The sequence below is a fragment of the Salinivirga sp. genome (assembly GCF_055145285.1).
Window position 1 is genome coordinate 60,996 of the sequence record NZ_JBSRDC010000004.1, and the last position, 17,469, is coordinate 78,464.

The 17,469-nt window shown below is 38.5% G+C and carries 20 protein-coding genes and 2 tRNA genes; 6 read left to right on the forward strand and 16 right to left on the reverse strand.

Annotated features, from left to right (window positions below):
• Positions 1-6 precede the first annotated feature (6 nt).
• Genes ACTB0Y_RS00725 through ACTB0Y_RS00735 form a run of 3 tightly spaced genes read right to left on the reverse strand, consistent with a single transcriptional unit; the run spans position 7 to position 2,684 of the window.
• Positions 7-876 carry a hypothetical protein gene (locus ACTB0Y_RS00725; protein ID WP_463204864.1) on the reverse strand — a complete coding sequence of 290 codons (870 nt, stop codon included), beginning with the start codon at positions 874-876 and terminating at the stop codon, positions 7-9.
• 25 nt (positions 877-901) lie between these two features.
• The gene (gene lptE / locus ACTB0Y_RS00730) at positions 902-1,426 is read right to left on the reverse strand and encodes an LPS assembly lipoprotein LptE (protein ID WP_463204865.1); all 525 of its coding nucleotides are present in this window, start codon (positions 1,424-1,426) and stop codon (positions 902-904) included.
• Entirely contained in the window at positions 1,410-2,684 is a 1,275-nt protein-coding gene (locus ACTB0Y_RS00735) for a sigma-54 interaction domain-containing protein (RefSeq protein WP_463204866.1), read from the reverse strand. Before ACTB0Y_RS00735 ends, lptE begins: the two co-directional genes overlap by 17 nt.
• A 183-nt stretch (positions 2,685-2,867) precedes the next feature.
• Between ACTB0Y_RS00735 and dtd the strand changes: the two genes are divergently transcribed.
• The 3 genes from dtd (at position 2,868) to deoC (ending at position 4,674) form a co-directional block, all read left to right on the forward strand.
• The gene (gene dtd / locus ACTB0Y_RS00740; RefSeq protein ID WP_463204867.1) at positions 2,868-3,320 is read left to right on the forward strand and encodes a D-aminoacyl-tRNA deacylase; all 453 of its coding nucleotides are present in this window, start codon (positions 2,868-2,870) and stop codon (positions 3,318-3,320) included.
• 103 nt (positions 3,321-3,423) lie between these two features.
• A complete protein-coding gene (locus tag ACTB0Y_RS00745) occupies positions 3,424-3,783 on the forward strand; it encodes a nucleotide pyrophosphohydrolase (RefSeq protein WP_463204868.1) in 360 nt (119 codons plus the stop codon).
• Between the two features lie 24 nt (positions 3,784-3,807).
• Positions 3,808-4,674 (forward strand): deoxyribose-phosphate aldolase, encoded by an 867-nt coding sequence (gene deoC / locus ACTB0Y_RS00750; protein ID WP_463204869.1) that lies wholly within the window; start codon positions 3,808-3,810, stop codon positions 4,672-4,674.
• Positions 4,675-4,698: 24 nt separating this feature from the next.
• On the opposite strand, the gene ACTB0Y_RS00755 is transcribed toward deoC, so the two are convergent.
• Genes ACTB0Y_RS00755 through ACTB0Y_RS00780 form a run of 6 tightly spaced genes read right to left on the reverse strand, consistent with a single transcriptional unit; the run spans position 4,699 to position 7,986 of the window.
• Complete coding sequence (locus ACTB0Y_RS00755; protein WP_463204870.1) at positions 4,699-4,950, reverse strand: AtpZ/AtpI family protein; 252 nt, start codon at positions 4,948-4,950, stop codon at positions 4,699-4,701.
• Positions 4,904-5,287, reverse strand: coding sequence for a bactofilin family protein (locus ACTB0Y_RS00760; protein ID WP_463204871.1), 384 nt, complete (start codon positions 5,285-5,287; stop codon positions 4,904-4,906). Before ACTB0Y_RS00760 ends, ACTB0Y_RS00755 begins: the two co-directional genes overlap by 47 nt.
• 16 nt (positions 5,288-5,303) lie before the next feature.
• Positions 5,304-6,305 carry a beta-ketoacyl-ACP synthase III gene (locus tag ACTB0Y_RS00765; RefSeq protein WP_463204872.1) on the reverse strand — a complete coding sequence of 334 codons (1,002 nt, stop codon included), beginning with the start codon at positions 6,303-6,305 and terminating at the stop codon, positions 5,304-5,306.
• Positions 6,292-7,245, reverse strand: a complete 954-nt coding sequence (locus ACTB0Y_RS00770) for a phosphate acyltransferase (protein WP_463204873.1) — start codon at positions 7,243-7,245, stop codon at positions 6,292-6,294. Before ACTB0Y_RS00770 ends, ACTB0Y_RS00765 begins: the two co-directional genes overlap by 14 nt.
• A gap of 27 nt (positions 7,246-7,272) precedes the next feature.
• Entirely contained in the window at positions 7,273-7,458 is a 186-nt protein-coding gene (rpmF, locus tag ACTB0Y_RS00775) for a 50S ribosomal protein L32 (protein WP_463204874.1), read from the reverse strand.
• A 12-nt stretch (positions 7,459-7,470) separates the two neighbouring features.
• On the reverse strand, positions 7,471-7,986 hold the full coding sequence (locus tag ACTB0Y_RS00780) for a YceD family protein (protein ID WP_463204875.1): 516 nt from the start codon (positions 7,984-7,986) through the stop codon (positions 7,471-7,473).
• Positions 7,987-8,297: 311 nt separating this feature from the next.
• Here ACTB0Y_RS00780 and ACTB0Y_RS00785 point away from each other — a divergent pair, with 311 nt between their 5' ends.
• Positions 8,298-8,861 (forward strand): PepSY domain-containing protein, encoded by a 564-nt coding sequence (locus ACTB0Y_RS00785; RefSeq protein ID WP_463204876.1) that lies wholly within the window; start codon positions 8,298-8,300, stop codon positions 8,859-8,861.
• Between the two features lie 164 nt (positions 8,862-9,025).
• On the opposite strand, the gene ACTB0Y_RS00790 is transcribed toward ACTB0Y_RS00785, so the two are convergent.
• The 6 genes from ACTB0Y_RS00790 to ACTB0Y_RS00815 form a co-directional block, all read right to left on the reverse strand.
• The gene (locus tag ACTB0Y_RS00790) at positions 9,026-10,189 is read right to left on the reverse strand and encodes a sensor histidine kinase (RefSeq protein WP_463204877.1); all 1,164 of its coding nucleotides are present in this window, start codon (positions 10,187-10,189) and stop codon (positions 9,026-9,028) included.
• Positions 10,190-10,198: 9 nt separating this feature from the next.
• Positions 10,199-12,562 (reverse strand): hypothetical protein, encoded by a 2,364-nt coding sequence (locus ACTB0Y_RS00795; protein ID WP_463204878.1) that lies wholly within the window; start codon positions 12,560-12,562, stop codon positions 10,199-10,201.
• A complete protein-coding gene (locus ACTB0Y_RS00800; RefSeq protein WP_463204879.1) occupies positions 12,549-12,770 on the reverse strand; it encodes a hypothetical protein in 222 nt (73 codons plus the stop codon). The genes ACTB0Y_RS00795 and ACTB0Y_RS00800 overlap by 14 nt, the downstream gene beginning before the upstream one ends.
• 442 nt (positions 12,771-13,212) lie before the next feature.
• Positions 13,213-14,061: an outer membrane beta-barrel protein gene (locus ACTB0Y_RS00805; protein ID WP_463204880.1), complete on the reverse strand. Its 849-nt coding sequence runs from the start codon at positions 14,059-14,061 to the stop codon at positions 13,213-13,215.
• 482 nt (positions 14,062-14,543) lie between these two features.
• Positions 14,544-14,617: transfer RNA gene (locus ACTB0Y_RS00810), tRNA-Ala, on the reverse strand.
• 168 nt (positions 14,618-14,785) lie between these two features.
• A complete protein-coding gene (locus tag ACTB0Y_RS00815) occupies positions 14,786-15,397 on the reverse strand; it encodes a polysaccharide deacetylase family protein (RefSeq protein WP_463204881.1) in 612 nt (203 codons plus the stop codon).
• 101 nt (positions 15,398-15,498) lie between these two features.
• On the opposite strand from ACTB0Y_RS00815, the gene ACTB0Y_RS00820 reads away from it, so the two are divergent.
• Both ACTB0Y_RS00820 and ACTB0Y_RS00825 read left to right on the forward strand, forming a co-directional pair.
• Positions 15,499-15,569 (forward strand) — tRNA-Gln (locus tag ACTB0Y_RS00820).
• Positions 15,570-15,640: 71 nt separating this feature from the next.
• A complete protein-coding gene (locus ACTB0Y_RS00825) occupies positions 15,641-16,585 on the forward strand; it encodes a tRNA dihydrouridine synthase (protein WP_463204882.1) in 945 nt (314 codons plus the stop codon).
• Between the two features lie 92 nt (positions 16,586-16,677).
• On the opposite strand, the gene ACTB0Y_RS00830 is transcribed toward ACTB0Y_RS00825, so the two are convergent.
• Positions 16,678-17,463 carry a 5'-nucleotidase, lipoprotein e(P4) family gene (locus ACTB0Y_RS00830; RefSeq protein WP_463204883.1) on the reverse strand — a complete coding sequence of 262 codons (786 nt, stop codon included), beginning with the start codon at positions 17,461-17,463 and terminating at the stop codon, positions 16,678-16,680.
• Between the last annotated feature and the right edge of the window lie 6 nt (positions 17,464-17,469).

The following is a 17,469-nucleotide window of genomic DNA, read 5'->3' on the forward strand; positions in this document are numbered from 1 at the left end:
CTTCTTTTATTGATTATTGATAATTTTTTGGATTTCTTTAATCCGGCCTGCAAAGTAAACATTTTTTTCTGGATATTTCAAACTTAATTTTTCATAAGTAGCTATGGCTTTTTCATATAAACCCTGTTTCATATAAATCCTGGCCAGTGTTTCTGTCATAAAATCAGCGTTTTCGCGGGTGCTTTCTTCTGTTTTATCTGCTATTTCAGCTGATTTTTCTTCTGTTACTTCTTTGTTTCTTTGGCGTTCAGACAAAGATATAAACCGGTCGATAATCTGCTCTTTTTTACCTTTTTCTGCTTTTATTGCACCTGTTTTATGATGTGCGCGTTTAATATTCTGGGCCAACCATGCTTTAGTGTCATCGGTTAATTCATCGCTGGATCGATCAATTTTGGACTGCAGGTCATATTCTTCCGAAGATTTTTGTGTGTTTGTTTTTCCGGCTTCTGTATCTTCACGCGGTACATAATCAAAGTCGAAATATAGCAACCCTTCGTTGTTCAACACGCGCTCAATTTCCTTTTTTCGGAGCCGTCTATTTTCCTGGCGCTCCAATTCGGCACTGGAAACTTGTTGAAGGTTAACTTCGAATTCTTTTTGATCTGATAACGGGTCGTTTGAAACTGACATTACTTTTGCCGGCTCCAGATGCAGCCACTCGTAGAGGCGCTGACGATCGCCGGTACAAATAGCCATCTGCTTTAAATGCTGGCTAAACCGAAACGAGCCTCCCATCAACTGATATTTTAGCAACAAAGCATGAGCAGCCTGAAACCAGGGATATTCCTCAACAAGCGATTCAATTTCAGGCAAATCGGCTTGAGAAATTTCTCCGGGAAATTCCAACAATTCGTAAAACCTTTCAGGCTTCATAGATAAATCTATTTTCTAATGTTTGTTACCAATTAACTACAGAAGCATTAAAAATATCTTCATTCAACCTTTCAATAATTGATTGAACCAATCCATTTTCGACATCACTAAAATTACTGTCGCTGGAATAATCTGCGTATTCCGAAAAGCTTTTTTCAAAAGATGTTTTGGAGTCGTAGCGATTATCAAACTTCACTTTAACCCGGACAGTTAAACGGTTTTGCGCAGCCACAGACTGATCTCCTCCGGAAATTGCAATGGGTTGAACATCGTAACCCGTTATTGTGATATCATAAATTAAATCACCATTAAAATCAACAGAATTTAAGCGGGTTTGCGTAAGCATTCTGTCTATTAATGCCATTTGCATATCATTGGCTAAGGTAGGATTGATGGTAGGTGCCACATTTTCAATTTTGCGAACCGTAAACGTTTTGGCTTCAATAGGTATGGAAGCACCGGTAAAAGAATAAGATACCGTGCAAGCCGTAAAAATCACGGCGATAATTATAAGGCTAAAATATTTCAACACTTTACGCATCAATATCATATTCTTTTATTTTACGATACAAAGTTCGTTCAGAAATCCCCAAATCTTTAGCAGCAAGCTTTCTACGACCGTTATGTTTTTCTAAAGCTTTAGATATTAATTCTTTTTCTTTGTCGGCCAGCGATAAAGACTCTTCCACATATTCCTCTGTGTCCTCAATCAGGCCTTTTTCTTTTTCATTATAATCTTCAGGATGCTCTGCATGCCTGATCTCAGGACCTTTATTTAAATATTTCTCCGGCATTTCAGAGGGCAAATTAGTTTTTTGAGCATGTAAATCACGTAAAATCTGTGTGTTTTCTTCTTTACTGGAAGCCGCATCAGCACCATTTTCCATCATATCGTATACAAGTTTTTTTAGATCCGACATATCTTTTTTCATATCGAACAAAACCTTGTATAAAATTTCCCGCTCTGAAGCAAAAGACTGGCTTTCTTCTTTTTTTGCAAGGGCTGGCAAACTTGAAACATCCACTTCCGGCAAATATCTTCGTACAATATCGGGCGTAATATATTGGTCGCGTTCTATTACAGCTATTTGTTCTGTAATATTTTTCAGTTGACGAATATTGCCGGGCCAGCGATAGCCTTCCAATAACCTCATAGCTTCATCGCTGACGTCTAATGGGGGCATGCCGTACTTATCTGCAATATCGGAAGAAAACTTTCGGAACAAAAACCATATATCATCTTTACGTTCCCGTAGCGGCGGTATAATAATTGGAACGGTATTTAAACGGTAATAAAGATCCTCCCTGAACTTCCCGGCACGTACAGCATCCTCTATATTCACATTAGTGGCAGCGACCACACGCACATCTATTTTTTGTTCTTTTGACGAACCTACCCGTATAAATTCTCCGCTTTCGAGTACGCGCAACAAACGCACCTGTGTAGATAGAGGCAACTCAGCTACCTCGTCCAAAAAAATGGTTCCTTTGTCGGCCACTTCAAAATATCCTTTCCGGCTGTCGTGGGCTCCGGTAAATGCTCCTTTTTCGTGCCCAAACAATTCACTATCGATGGTTCCCTCAGGAATAGCACCACAGTTTACAGCAATATATTTCGCATGTTTACGAATGCTATTCTCGTGTATAATTTTAGGAAACGTTTCTTTGCCTGTTCCACTTTCTCCGTTAATTAAAACAGACATATCCGTTGGAGCCACCTGCATGGCGATGCTGATAGCTCTTTCCAATCCTTCTGAATTACCAATAATTCCATGACGCTGCTTTACGCGTTGAATGTCAGAATCCATGTATTTGTGTCATTTTTACAATTAACTGACAAAATTACAATTTTCAATTCTAAAAAACGAAATTATTACAAATAATCACACCCTGACCATAAATCTATTAAACCCTCAGCGGATCCAATATGCGCATTGAATTCATATTTATACTTTTAAATTTGATTCAAAGCTGTATTTTTGTAGGAAAAAATGCGCTTAGTAATCCAGAGAGTTCAGGCAGCAGATGTAAATGTGGAGAACACCACTGTAGGGAAAATTGGACAGGGCATAACCCTGTTGGTAGGTATTGAGGAGGCAGATCAGGAAGAAGATGCTTTATGGCTCGTAAAAAAAGTTGCCCAACTTAGAATTTTTGATGATGCAGACGGGGTAATGAACAAATCGGTTGAGGATATTGATGGTGAAGTCTTGGCCATCAGTCAGTTTACATTACACGCCAAAACAAAAAAGGGCAATCGACCTTCGTATATCAGGGCTGCCTCACAAGAAAAAGCTGAATTACTTTTTAACTTTTTCGTACAAAAATTGTCTGACCGGTTGAACAAAAAAGTACCTACCGGTCAGTTTGGAGAGCACATGGTAATAAACCAAACAAATGACGGGCCGGTGACCATCTTAATGGACACTAAAAATAAAGAATAATGAGCAAAAAAGCCTGTAAGGATAAAAAGGTGCAAGCAAAGCCCCATAAAGGCCGGGTTGTTTGTGAAAAATGCGACAAATACGCAAAAAAGAAAAAACATTTATGCAAACCGAAAAAAATGGCCAGTTAACATTAAAAGAAGCCCAGCAAAAAGTGGACAACTGGATTCAAAGTTATGGGGTACGATATTTTAATGAATTAACTAATTTTGCGATTCTTACAGAAGAAGTTGGTGAACTGGGCAGGATTATGGCCCGGAAATATGGTGAACAATCTTTCAAACCAGGAGAAGACCAGAGTACAGAAGAAGAAATGGCTGATATTCTCTTCGTACTTATTTGTATGGCCAATCAAATGGACATAGATTTGGAATCAGCATTAAATGAGAGCCTCTTAAAGAAAACCAGCAGAGATAAAAAAAGGCATTTATCTAACCCAAAACTTAAGAACAAAAAACCTTAAATACTGAACTTAAATTTTTTACACATGAAAATAAATCAAAATTACGCATTAGCAGTCGACGCTGAAAAACTCAAAAACAAGATTGATGAAGTAAAAGAAGAAAGCAAATCTTTGCAAACGCAAGCGGTGTATGACCATATTCTTAACATGGTTGATTTAACCACATTGACAGAAACAGACAATGAGTTAAAGATTAAGGATATGTGTGAAAAAGTAAACAACTTCAACCGTAAGTTTCCACATATATCGAATGTTGCCGCCATTTGTGTTTATCCAGCCATGGTACCTTATGTAAAACAACATCTGAATGCTGACAAAATAGGGATAGCCTCTGTAGGAGGAGGTTTTCCGGCAAGTCAAACATTTACTTCCATCAAAGTGGAAGAGTGTAAAATGGCGGTTGAGGCAGGAGCAACAGAAGTAGATATCGTAATACCTGTAGGAGCGTTTTTAGCCGGAAATGACGAACTGCTTTTCGAAGAAACAAAATCCATAAAAGAAGCCATTGGCGATACGCACCTGAAGGTGATTCTGGAAACAGGCGACCTTGAGCCGGAACAAATCCGTAAAGCATCTTTGTTGGCGATGGAAGCAGGTGCCGACTTTATTAAAACATCTACGGGTAAAGTGTCTGTATCGGCCACACATGAGGCCATGTACATAATGTGCGAAGCCATTAAAGACTATTATCAGAAAACCGGAAGAAAAGTAGGTGTTAAGCCTGCCGGTGGTGTCCGCGAAGTGGATGACGCGGTAATATATTATGCGATTGTAAAAAAGGTATTGGGCGAAGCATGGTTAAATAATGAATTGTTCAGGTTTGGTGCTTCGAGCCTGGCCAACAAAGTCATTCAGGCCATTGAAAAAGACGAATCGATAAAATATTTCTAAAAAAAATAGCCGGTTAAATTCCGGCTATTTTTTTTTGATAAAATCTTTTATTGAGACGTAAATACCCAACACTAAACCTAACAGCAAACCTACTGCAAGAAATACAGGCGACGTTTCGAGCCATTTGTCTAACTCATATCCGCCCCATGTAAATAAAGCAATAAGAAAACCTGTTTGGAATGCTATACCCGAGTAGCGGGCATAGGCCATGTATACAGGCTCTTTGTCTTTATTTTCTCTTTGCTTCTTCTCTGAGGTTGGGCTGTTGTTGTCCATCCATTTTACAATTACCATTAAACCTTGCTCCCGGCTCAATGCCTAACTGATGTGTAATAATATCTCCTGAAACTTTTGAGCTGGATTTCAGAGATAATAACTGACTTACTTCTACTTTTCCTTCAATCTGCCCCTGAACATCACAGTTTTTACAGGATATTTCCCCGTTAACACCACCTGTAGGCCCTACAACAACTTTGCCTTTGGCCTGAAGGTTACCTTGCAACTTGCCATCGATGCGTATTTCACCATTAGTGGTGATATCACCGGTGATTTGTGTTCCTTCGCATATTGTATTTACAGCATTTGAAGGCTGATCTGCAGTAGTTTTTGACATATCTGGTAAATTTTCTTTATTGTTTTCCGTCGTAACCCCATTTTATGTACATAGAGCCCCAGGTAAAACCGGCGCCAAATGTAACTAAAATAATATTGTCTCCTTTTTTCAACTTATCTTCCCATTCCCACAAGCATAACGGTAAAGTAGCTGAAGTAGTATTTCCGTAACGCTGTATATTTATCATTACCTGTTCTTTTTCGATGCCCATACGTTTTGCTGTAGCTTCAATAATACGCATGTTGGCCTGGTGTGGGACAAGCCAGGTAAGTGTTTCCGGTGTAATTCCATTGCGCTCCATCGTTTTTACAGATACATCTGCCATTTTTGAAACGGCCCATTTAAAAACAGGTTGGCCTTCCTGGTAGATGAAGTGCTCATGTGCATCAACGGTTTCATGGGATGCCGGTTTCACTGATCCACCTGCTTTCTGATGTAAATAAGCGCGGCCAACGCCATCGCTATGAAGTTCTGAATCAATAATACCAACATCTTCGGTTGTGGGTTCAATTAAGACAGCTCCGGCACCATCGCCAAAAATTGGAGATGTGGAACGATCTTGATAATCAACTATAGAAGACATTTTTTCAGCTCCAACAAGAATGGCTTTTTTATATTTACCACTCTCAATAAACTTCGAAATTGTTTCTAAGCCATATAGAAAACCTGAACATCCTGCATTGATATCGAAACTGAAAGCATTTTTTATTCCTACTTTATCGCTGATAATATTCGCAGTAGCCGGAAATTGCATATCCGGTGTAACGGTAGGAGTTATAAGTAGTTCAATTTCATCAGGATGAGTGTTTGTTTTCTCAAGCAATGCTTTAACTGCAGCTGCACCTAAGTCAGAGGTGCCTTTACCTTTTTCTTTAAGTATTCGGCGTTCTTTAATTCCAATGCGGGTCATGATCCATTCATCGGATGTATCTACCATTTGGGCCAGCTCATCATTGGTCAATTTATAATCGGGCACATAACCGGCCACACCGGTAATTGTAGCATTAATCTTGCTCATGACTCAAAAACTCTTTGATTTGTTGACTTATATTGGCCTTAATTACATCGTGTGTGTGAATAATCATGTTTTTAAAGGCCGTTTCTTTGGATACACCATGTCCGATGATAACCGGTTTATTAATTCCAAGCACCGGCGTACCGCCATATTGATCAAAATTAAATCGATTAAAGAATGTATCGTCGATATTTCGTTTCTTCATCAACCGATAAATAGACTCGGCTTGCTTCAATACTACATTGCCTGTGAAACCGTCACTTACAACTACATCTGCCGTACCGTTTCTAAATAAGTCTGACCCCTCCATATTGCCAACAAAATTGTACTGTGTTGCTTTAGACATAAGTTCAAAGGCAGATTTAGCCAACAAAGAGCCTTTACCGGGCTCTGAACCAAGGTTTAATAAACCTACAGTTGGATCTGTTTTATGGCTAACTCCTTTGGCATATATGGAACCGAGTATCCCGTATTGATATAGATTCTCAGGTTTGGTATCGGGATAGATACCCACATCGAGTAATAGTCCGTCATTACCGTCAATGCGGGGTAACGGAGACGAAATGGCCGGCCTTTCAATACCAGGAACCGTTTTTATCATTGTCATGGAACCAACAAGCATTGCTCCTGTATTTCCAGCACTGGCAAAACCATCGATTTCGCCTGCAGCAAGCATTTTAAAGCCCTTAACAATGTTACTGTCCTGTTTCTCCTGAAAAGATTTTGAAGGGTGGTCGTTCATTTCAATTACCGATGTGGTATTAACCACGGTAAATTTACTGATATCAAAATCGTGTGATTCGCACACACGTTCAATGCTCTCCTGTTTGCCGAAAAGCACTAATTGAACAGATTCGTCGAGCATATTGAAGGCATCTATTACACCCCTGATTGCCCGATCAGGAGCATAATCACCTCCCATTATATCAATACCTATAATCACTGGCTATTGTTTTTAGTCGTGAAAAAACTATAAACTAATTTCTTTCTCAATAGCCTGACGACCACGATAATATCCACATTCAGGACACACTCTGTGATATTGCACAGTTGCGCCGCAATTCTGGCATACACTAAGTTGTGGCGTCACCGCTTTGTAATGCGTTCTTCTTTTGTGTTTTCTTTGCTTTGAAATTCTACTCTTTGGATGTGCCATTTTTTACTTAATTTAAATTAAATCTTTTAAATCATTCCAACGGGGATCAATATCCCCTCCTTTTTTCTTATTATCTTCAATGCGTTTGATCATCTCCTGATCACATTCATCTTCGTTTTTGTGAACCCGTTGTATGGGTAATGCAGTCATGATCATATCATAAAAATATTGATCAAGTTCAATTTCTCCTTTTTCGGGCTCAAAGATAATGATGTTTATTTCATTATCCTGATTTTTGGTTGCTTGTTTTAATATTGCAGACTCAGCCAAATCGAATTCATAATCGAATTCAGAAAGACACCGATCACACATAAGAGAAACAAAACCTTTAATTGATATCTCTAATTCTGTAACATTTGGTCGCTTATATAAAACAACCTCAACAGAGGCTTTGGCATCTTTTATTTCTTCTTCGGGGAATTGATCAAATAACTGACGGTCGATGTCGAATGTAAAATGATTCTCTTCCCCTGAAATTCCATTGATCTGAATACTAAACAGCGCCCTATCTTCCCGCTTATCTCTCATAAATCCGTCCTTCAGCTTTTCAGTTTTTCTTAAAGAAAATTCGTGCAAAATTAAAAAAACATATTAGTCTACACACAAAATTCCAGTATTTTATGTTTATGGTAACGAAAAAACAACCATTTTTAGTTGAAAACCCCTGAATCCTCATCTTTTTTCTCCCAAAGGTTTTATGTTTACAAAACTCAAACCAATTATTAAAATACAGAAACATTAATTGTTTTTGTCACAGTTATGTGGTCCGGGATTTGATTACATAAGCCAAATAAAAAATTTTAATCTTATATATTTGCATCTCACTTAAAGAAAAAAAAATGAATCGGTCGAAACAAGCCAGGCTCATAAGGATTTTAAGAAAAATTCACCGTATATCAGGAATGAACTTATTTGTATTCATAATGGTCATTGCCATATCCGGATTATTCCTTGGATGGAAAAAAAACAGCAATGGATATATCCTGCCGCCAACACAGAAGGGAACAACAACAGAAGTCCAAAATTGGTTGAGTTTTGATTCTTTGAAAAAAATTGCCTGCCAGACAATGGTTGATAATTTGGGATCTGATTTATCTGTAAAAATTAATAAAATTGATGCCCGTCCGGACAAAGGTGTTGTGAAATTTGTATTTGAAAACCATTATCAGGGCATACAACTTGATGCCGCAACAGGCAACGTGCTCCAGGTGGCGACAAGAAGAAGTGATCTTATTGAAAACATTCATGATGGTTCTGTACTGGACAAAATTTTCGGAACGGGCGGTATCATTAAACTAATCTATACCACCTTATTGGGTGTTAGTCTTATTGTATTCACTACTACTGGTTTGTGGTTGTGGTATGGGCCAAAAAAAATCAAAAAAGGTAAATCCGGGAAGTAGGTCTTGGATGCTACATTTAGACAAACAGTAACCTGGGATAGAAGTCTCTGATTTCCCGGGCCCCTTTTAGAACCTGATATTTTCGGATGAATTTCACGGATTATTATCCAGCATGAATGTAATTTGTATATTGATCATCATTTAAGGTCTACGATATGGCAATTCTATTTTTCAGGCCTGCTAAGTTCTATGCGAATAATGGCGCCTTTCCCGGGTTCAGACCATTTTACAAAAATATTGCCCTTATGGTAATCGTTGATAATACGTTTCGACAATGACAGGCCAAGCCCCCAGCCTCTTTTTTTGGTAGTAATGCCGGGGTGAAAAATTCGTTTAAACTTTGAACGATTTATCCCTTTTCCGCTATCTTCAATATCTACATACAAATATTTTTTGTCGTGCTCCACAGTTATATTGATTTTGCCTTTTCGTTCGATGGCATCTATGGCATTTTTAATTATATTTTCTATCACCCATGAGAACAGCGCTTTATTAAGGGGAATAATGTTTGAATCTGTTGTATTTTTGGTATAATTAATTTCAATTTGGCTTGATGCTCTTCTTTTCATGTATGCAACAGAATCAGCAAGCACCTGATCAATGTCAGTGGGTTTAAGTACGGGTCGGGCGCCCACTTTTGAGAATCGTTCTACAATGGTCTCAAGGCGGCTAAGGTCGGCCTGCATTTCATTAACATATTCATGGCATTTTTCTTCGGCTTTCATGAGTTCAACCCATGCTATAAGTGAAGAAATGGGTGTGCCCAATTGGTGGGCAGTTTCTTTTGACATGCCTACCCACACCTGGTTTTGTTCTGCCCGCCGGGATGAACTAAATGCCATGTAAGCCATCAGAATAAACAGTCCAAAAATACCGATTTGTACGAAAGGAAACCAAAACAGCAAACTCAAAAGGGTAGAATCATCATAATAGACCCGGCGTTCAATTTTTCCATTTAGTATATCAATTATTACCGGGTCATGGGTTTCTTTCATCTGGGTAAGCCGGCTTTGCAAATATTCCGAATCAACAGCTTTGCGTTCATTGAGATTTTTATGAGAGATGATGCTGTCGTTTTCATTGGTAAGTATTACCGGAATATTATCGTTGCGGGTTATAACCTCCGATACAAAAGTAAGGTCCTCGTTCATGTTGTCGGTTTGAGCAAAACGGCGTGTAGCTTCAGCAAAAAGCTCTACCCGTTTACGCTCTTGTTCAGAAAGTTTTTCAATCAAAAAATTGGAGTAGCCTAATGAAAGTATGCTGATTAATATGGCAATGCCAATGATGGCAATTTTGTAACGTCTTTTATGTGTGTATATATTCATTCGGTCAATTTACTTAAAGTCTTCGAACTCTATATCAAACTTCTTTTTTTGTTGTTTATCGGGTAGTGGCTGTACTTTTTGACGTTTTAATTTGCTAAACTCAATGTTATTGTTTTCCGTGGTCCCGGTAATATCAACGAAAACCATCATCTTATTATTTTGTCGGCTCGCCTGGGCTTTTTGGTGTTTGCGACGTAGTTTTCTGAACAATACATCGGCCAGCCCAACCGAAAGTTGGTAATCGATAACATTATTGAAGGTATGTGTGCCGGTTAGTCCAATGTCTATAGCGGAAGATTGGACTTCCATATAGGGAATAATAATTTTTTGATTATGAATGCTAATTTGGTTTTCAAGCCGGGCAAATTTTACATGCTGCAGTTCTTCCACATCTATGTAGTCAGACAAGGCTTCGAGTGTTTTATAATCGATAAGAGCCCCATTTTCAATGGTTAAGTCTGCGATAAGATAAAGCGATTCGGGCCGTATGGTAAAGTTTGGATGAAAGACAAAATCGGCTTGTACATCGGCGCTTAAATTTCCGGCCAGGTTTTTTGCTGTAATATATTCCTGTCCAAAATTATTCATCTCCTCAAAAATGCCTGAAACATTAACATTTTGTAGTTTACCTGTTAGTTCTACATACCATTCATTATTTTTTTGTTGTAGTAGTTTTCCTTTTGTCGTTATATGGCCATCGCTGGTTTGCATTCCTAAGTTCAGCACTTCAATTCTTCGTCCGTATTTTTTAAAATGACTTGTAATATCTTTGGCGTTGAATTTATCCTGAACCAGTTCGTTGGCATCAAAAGTGAGGTCGAGTCTGACGTCATCAGTCAGGCGGAAAGGCTCCGTGCTTCCGGTATTTTCAGACAGTAACAAAAACGAGCCCAGATTAAAATACCGGGTATGTGCTTTTCCTTTTATGCTAATAGCCTTCTCTTTTTGAAGGTATTCAAAAAGATTGTCTACCCGACCCTGAAATGAAAGTCTATTTTGATTAAAAACACCATTGAGGCTGTCGATATTAATGGTTTGCGGAGTAACTTTTAAAAGTGCATTAAGCTGATTAATTTTAAAGTCATTTTCCCGAATCACCATTCCCACATTTTGAAATCCTAATTCGCCCTCTTCAAACAACCCGGCATATGATATATTTTCCTTAATGTTGCCATTAATTTGTGCCTGACCATCAATTATCCCAGTGAGATTTCGAACCGGGAGTTTAGCTATTTGTGCCTGGTCTAAATCTTTAAGTTTGGCTGTGAAAGATGTAATTCCTTTAATACTTTGCGAAGGATGGCTATATGAGCCTTCGAAATATGCAGTTGACTCTTTGTAGCCGATTTCGGTCTTATTAATTTTCACAAATGTATTGCCGCCATTATAATTGACCCGGCCTTGCGCATCTATATCTATATGCTTTTCATTAATATTGGCTTTATGTGTTGATTTAAAGCCAAGGCTCAAATATTGGTTGTTTGAGCTTTTAAAGTTGTAACGCACTTGCGTAATTCTCGTTGAACCTTTGCGCAGGTAGATGTTCCGGATGTTGTTTTTTGTTAGTATTTTATTGATAATTGCAGCATCAAAAGTAGCTCCGGTACTTTGGACCATGGCCTGTTTATTTTTCAGATGATAAAATCCATCCACTTTTAATGTGTAGTTGTCAGCTTCGAGTGTACCTTTCCATTCCAGCAGTTCCTGCGACTTGTTGACTTCTCCCGTCCAATGGTATTGCTGAAAAAAATTGTATGTGGTGGGAATAATATCTGTGTGCCCAATGGTAATGTCGATTTTCAGTCGCCAGAAACGCTCCTGAATTATTCCTTGAATAAGGGCCTGTTGAATTTCACTGGTGTAATATTGATTTTGTGGTCTGTTGTTGTAAATAAACTGAATATTCTGTATTTCAACAGCGTCAATTTTCAGTGTTGTTTGTTTATTGGCTCCAGTTGGGACATTTTTTAGTATCTCATAATTTGGAGTACCATCTTCCGAAATGGCTATTTGTATTTTACCATTGCTAATGGCCAAACGGCGTATTTGGGGTTTGTCGCTGATCAGAGTGTTAAGATCGAGGTCAAAATACAGGTTTTTTGCGTATAAAAGTGTATCCGGAGTATTATTATTTTTTTTGGCGGAACCATGGACGGTAACCTGGTTGAATTTCACAGAAACAAATGGAAATCTTTCGAAAAAGGACATTGAAACCTCTTTGACGTCTATTTGTGTGTTGACTTGTTTGTTGACTTCCTTTATTAAAATCTCTACAATTTTCTCCTGATTATAATAAAAATACCCAGCGAGTCCCATAATTAATAGAACTGCCCCCACAATGATACCGGCCAATATTTGTTTAATCACTTTCATCTGCTATTTGTGAAACAAACTTTTTGTAAAAAGATTGCAATAAAAATAGATAATATTCATTGAAATTTGGAAAGGGAAGCCGATGTTTATTGTAAAAATCAAATATCAGATCAGGATTATCAAGAGTTTTTGTTTTGTGCTGATGAGTTGGGACAGGCGCTAAAATTTGATATCCGTATGAAGTTATTTCGCCGATGATTTGGTTCATAGGAGGTAATTTTTGCGAAACGCGGCGATTAAGGCGGATTGTTCTCGACCCAGGGCGTTGCCCGTGGGTTAGGGTCAGCTGCCCTTTCAGGGCGAAGGGATCAGGTCAAAGTTTTCGCTCAAACCCTGCGGTGGTTACCTTTAGAGCCAAGAGCGCAGGATGCGAAGTTTTGCCGGAGTAAAGTCCGTACCGCTTACATGTCGGTAGAAAAAAATCACGAAAAAGGGAGAATTCGCCGCGACAGGGTTTTGATTGATTTGTACCCAAATTGAGCGATTTTCGCTCACGCCAGCTGGCTGAAAGCGCATTTTAAATACGTTCAAACCGCTCAACTTAGGTTGTAAAAAAAAAATCATCGGCGAAATCTGTAGGAGAAGTATTATTCCAAAAAAGGGGTTGCCCCATAAGAGACAACCCCCGACTGAGTGGTTCCTTTGCCGGACTAAAAAGCCAGGCTAACACCAAGACTTATCGGATACAACTCAGGGCCTTCGTCTTTTTTGAATAACGACTGCAGGCTGTAGTTACAATACAATCCAAAACTGTCAAATCCAATTTGGGCGCGTAATCCGTAACGCAATGTGTTCAGGTGAAAATCTTTTCTCACTTTGGTTTTATCGCCATCGTTGGTTTTAAGTTTGGTATGGCTGCCAATTTTCACGCCACCATATCCGCCCACAGCTATCCATAGTTCTTTGCTCCCCACTTGCTGTTGGAATTCCAGCATCAAAGGTACATTAAGGTATACACTGGTAAGTTTGTTTTTGGAATAATTTTTTGTGCTGTCATAAACCGTGTAGATTTCTTCGCCATCATTTTGAAGAACCAGCTGCTTATTATCGAATTTGTAGTTGTTCCAGCTAAGACCGAGGCCGGTTACGAGGCCAAAACGATCTTTTACAATTGGCAAGGCTACATCAGCAATGTTCCAATTAAATTCCAGGGATTTGGAGTCGTCCAGTTCCATAAATTGACCATCTTCGGGTACCGTCATTTCCATGTCGGCATTTAGGTAATTGTTTACACCAAGTTCAATTCCGCCGTAGTGGCCATCGAATTTTTTGTTCCAGCTAATGTCCACGTTCATTTTAGAAAAATCTTTATCATCCTCCCACCCTTCAAATTTGGTGTCAAAAGCATTTCTGTCTTCAATAATGATAATTTCTTTACCATTGACTTTCAGATATGAAGTGTCTTTTTTTGTGGTGGGTGTAGCAGTACTGTCAGGATTTTGTGCAAATGATGTAACAGTAAGCATTGTAAAGGCTAAGATTAAATTTAGAGTTCTCATAATTTCTGATTTTAAGGGTTATTTTGTCTCTAAGACGGAGTGGTTCAATATTAGTTACAGACTTTTTTTCTGTTTGATGGGTTGATCTTTGATGGGTTGATCTTTCAACAGGCTCATTATAAGTTTAAAAGGTGATTTCTGTGAAACACGGCGAATTATCCGTTGATTTGCTGACCCAGGGTGTTGCCCGTGGTTTAACGCCCTTTCAGGTCATGGATAATGTATTTGGTTAATTGGTTGTGGTTTATATTTTGAAATTTACAACCGCTGAGCTTCGCGGTTGCCATCGGAACGCTTTAAGCCCCGAAGCTAATTCCAAAAAAATGCCCCGCTGGAAATCCCGCGAGGCGTAAGTTTTTGTACAGAATAGCGGAGTCCGTTGACCTTTTTGGTTTGCCACCGGGGCGCTATAGATTCCCGACATTATGATAAAAATGAAAAAGCCCTACAGATGTTAACTGTAAGGCTTTTATTTTCAGTAGTGGAGAATAGCGGAGTCGAACCGCTGACCTCTTGACTGCCAGTCAAGCGCTCTAGCCAACTGAGCTAATTCCCCAAAAATATAAGAACTTCGTTTTCTTCCTTCTTTAGCCAATTCCGAAAAAACAGAAATCTTTGATTTCATTTTTTTTCGAGGACTCTCGTAAAACTAGCCAATTGAAAATTGGCGATTTTACGGAGCTGAGCTAATTCCCCGTAGGAAATGAGTTGCAAAACTAATAAACTATTTTATTGTAGCAAATTTATATTCCAGATTTTTAAAATGGTCGAGAACAAGTGGTAACGTATATTCCAAATTCTTAAATGCTTTCATAGAATCATGAAAAACGATTATAGACCCGTCTTTATATCTTGATAATACGTTGATCAGACAACGCTCGCCGGATATCTTCCTGTTAAAATCATACGAAAGCACATCCCAAAAAACAATATTGAAGTGTTTTTTAAGATATTTGAGCTGCATGGGAGTAATTTTACCATATGGTGGCCGGAACAATCGGGTATCAATAAAACGGTTAGCAAGTTGAATATCTTCAATATATTTATTGAAACCAAGCTTCCATCCGCTGACATGACTATAGGTATGATTTCCGACCTGATGTCCTTCATCAAGAATACGCTGATACAGCGATTCATTCTTTTCGACATTTTTACCTATCAGAAAAAATGTAGCTTTTGCGTCGTACTGCTTAAGAAGCTTCAGCAGCCAGGGCGTGGTTTCGGGGACAGGACCATCATCAAATGTCAGAAAAATCTCCTTCTGTCTATCCGGGTAACTCCAGGTAGTAGTAGGCATGATTCTCTCGGCAATATGGGATGGTTTTATATTAAACATGGTTGTAGGTTAATTAGCAGCAAAATTAGTTTTTTTAATTTTTTTAGAAAAACATTTTGTGCGTGAAAAAAAATAATATACTTTTGCAACCACGTTATGGATGACCCATGGTGTAATGGCAACACAGCTGGTTTTGGTCCAGCCGTTCGAGGTTCGAATCCTCGTGGGTCAACAAAGAAAGGCTTCGATTGTTCGAAGCCTTTTTTTTATATTAGAACAGCGGTTTTCATATATTTGACAATAATGAATTGCGTTATACATGCCGCCCCGCTACAAGGGTTTACCGATTTTCGATTCAGAAAAGTTTTGTCTCAGCTTTTTGAAGGCATAGACCATTTTTATGCGCCCTACATACGATTAAATACTGCAAAGGATATCAAAAAAGCCACAGCAGAGGATATTAAACTGGAGAATAATGCTGGTTACAATTTAATTCCCCAGGTATTAACCAATAATTCTGCTGATTTTTTAAATGTAGCAAAATATGTAGAAAACCTTGGGTACAAAGAATTAAACTGGAATCTGGGTTGCCCCTATCCTATGGTTACAAACAAAGGCATGGGTGCCGGGATGCTAAACAATGCAGATGCCATTGATAATTTATTAGACCCCGTTTTTACAAATACGAACTTACAAATATCCATAAAAATGAGGCTTGGGCTTGAAAGCCCTGAAAGTATTTTCTCTGTTTTGCCTGTTCTGAACAAATATCCCGTAAAAAATATCACCATTCACCCGCGCATCGGAAAGCAACGCTATAAAGGTAACGTCGATCTGGACAGATTTGAACAGTGCCTGGAACTAACCCGACATGTAATTATTTACAATGGAGATATCAGATCTGTAGATGATTATGAAATTTTAAGTCGGCGGTTTCCAACTATTAATCATTGGATGATTGGCCGTGGTGTGATTATCGATCCATTTTTACCAAAAATGATAAAAGCAAACCAGAAAAATTATCCGGAAAATCGAGATGAACTTATGCGAAAAATGCATGATTTGCTGTTTTATGAATACGAACAAAAACTTTTAGGCGAAGCACATATATTACTGAAAATGAAATCTTTTTGGAATTACTGGTGTCTAAATTATCCCGGGAGAAAAACAGCCTGTAAAAAAATAAAGAAAGCTAAAAGCTTTGTAAAGTATAATGATGCTGTGGGCAGGGTTTTCTCAAAAACTTAACCCGCACAGTGTCGAATAAAAAAATGCTGGCCCGGGCATACTACCCACAGCCAACATTTATATGTTGCGATAATAATCGGAATTTGCCTATCTTAAAAAGATTCCAACTGTTTTTCAAGGGTCCTGGTGTAATCCCCTTTCATTTTTTGAAAAGGTCGCTCCCACTTACCATACATTGGATTGGGCAGAATAATAAACTTTTTGCCAAGAAGGTTTTTTTGCTTTTCGAGCACGTGGTGGGCATTCTGGTTTTCACGTTTATCGTATAAGTGGTCAAAATCGCCAAGGTTGTCTCCAATAAGCAACTTAATATCATAATGCTCTTCCACTTTGGCCCTACGGTAACGCTTATCGGAAGTAGAATCTTTAAGTAAAATAAATTTCTTTTCAGCATTTGGGAAGCCCTTTTCTTTCAAATTTTGGATGGTAACATCCATTTGCGAAACGCGGCGATTAGAAATATAAAATACCTCCACACCTTTTTCCGTAGCATATTTGGTAAAATCAAGGGCTCCGGTTAGTGCTGCTGCTTCTCCTTTCTGTACCCACCGGTTCCAAGAAGCGGGAGAAAAAGAACTGTCGTTTTCAATACACCACCCCTGATATGGTGAATTGTCTAAAATCGTTTCATCGATATCGAGAACCACAGCCGGTTTTTGCTTATAAGACTTTTGCGTTATCTTGTCCACGCGCATTTTGGCTATATTGTATCCTTGATAAAAAAGAGCTTTTCGTTCAGCTGCTTTCTGAAACCAAATTGTACTAAGAAGCATACGTGTTGATTGCTCCTCTTGATTTGGAGTCGTTTGTACATTAGAATTGTCGCACCCCTGAATTAAAAAAAGGGCACTGAGAATGATAAGTGAAAATACTTTCATGAATTA

What these genes read in the sequence shown, in the direction of transcription:
- ACTB0Y_RS00725 (WP_463204864.1), bottom strand. Translation starts at nt 876, where the DNA reads ATGAAGCCTGAAAGGTTTTACGAATTGTTGGAATTTCCCGGAGAAATT.
- lptE (WP_463204865.1), bottom strand. Translation starts at nt 1,426, where the DNA reads ATGATATTGATGCGTAAAGTGTTGAAATATTTTAGCCTTATAATTATC.
- ACTB0Y_RS00735 (WP_463204866.1), bottom strand. Translation starts at nt 2,684, where the DNA reads ATGGATTCTGACATTCAACGCGTAAAGCAGCGTCATGGAATTATTGGT.
- dtd (WP_463204867.1), top strand. Translation starts at nt 2,868, where the DNA reads ATGCGCTTAGTAATCCAGAGAGTTCAGGCAGCAGATGTAAATGTGGAG.
- ACTB0Y_RS00745 (WP_463204868.1), top strand. Translation starts at nt 3,424, where the DNA reads ATGCAAACCGAAAAAAATGGCCAGTTAACATTAAAAGAAGCCCAGCAA.
- deoC (WP_463204869.1), top strand. Translation starts at nt 3,808, where the DNA reads ATGAAAATAAATCAAAATTACGCATTAGCAGTCGACGCTGAAAAACTC.
- ACTB0Y_RS00755 (WP_463204870.1), bottom strand. Translation starts at nt 4,950, where the DNA reads ATGGACAACAACAGCCCAACCTCAGAGAAGAAGCAAAGAGAAAATAAA.
- ACTB0Y_RS00760 (WP_463204871.1), bottom strand. Translation starts at nt 5,287, where the DNA reads ATGTCAAAAACTACTGCAGATCAGCCTTCAAATGCTGTAAATACAATA.
- ACTB0Y_RS00765 (WP_463204872.1), bottom strand. Translation starts at nt 6,305, where the DNA reads ATGAGCAAGATTAATGCTACAATTACCGGTGTGGCCGGTTATGTGCCC.
- rpmF (WP_463204874.1), bottom strand. Translation starts at nt 7,458, where the DNA reads ATGGCACATCCAAAGAGTAGAATTTCAAAGCAAAGAAAACACAAAAGA.
- ACTB0Y_RS00780 (WP_463204875.1), bottom strand. Translation starts at nt 7,986, where the DNA reads ATGAGAGATAAGCGGGAAGATAGGGCGCTGTTTAGTATTCAGATCAAT.
- ACTB0Y_RS00785 (WP_463204876.1), top strand. Translation starts at nt 8,298, where the DNA reads ATGAATCGGTCGAAACAAGCCAGGCTCATAAGGATTTTAAGAAAAATT.
- ACTB0Y_RS00790 (WP_463204877.1), bottom strand. Translation starts at nt 10,189, where the DNA reads ATGAATATATACACACATAAAAGACGTTACAAAATTGCCATCATTGGC.
- ACTB0Y_RS00795 (WP_463204878.1), bottom strand. Translation starts at nt 12,562, where the DNA reads ATGAAAGTGATTAAACAAATATTGGCCGGTATCATTGTGGGGGCAGTT.
- ACTB0Y_RS00800 (WP_463204879.1), bottom strand. Translation starts at nt 12,770, where the DNA reads ATGAACCAAATCATCGGCGAAATAACTTCATACGGATATCAAATTTTA.
- ACTB0Y_RS00805 (WP_463204880.1), bottom strand. Translation starts at nt 14,061, where the DNA reads ATGAGAACTCTAAATTTAATCTTAGCCTTTACAATGCTTACTGTTACA.
- ACTB0Y_RS00815 (WP_463204881.1), bottom strand. Translation starts at nt 15,397, where the DNA reads ATGTTTAATATAAAACCATCCCATATTGCCGAGAGAATCATGCCTACT.
- ACTB0Y_RS00825 (WP_463204882.1), top strand. Translation starts at nt 15,641, where the DNA reads ATGAATTGCGTTATACATGCCGCCCCGCTACAAGGGTTTACCGATTTT.
- ACTB0Y_RS00830 (WP_463204883.1), bottom strand. Translation starts at nt 17,463, where the DNA reads ATGAAAGTATTTTCACTTATCATTCTCAGTGCCCTTTTTTTAATTCAG.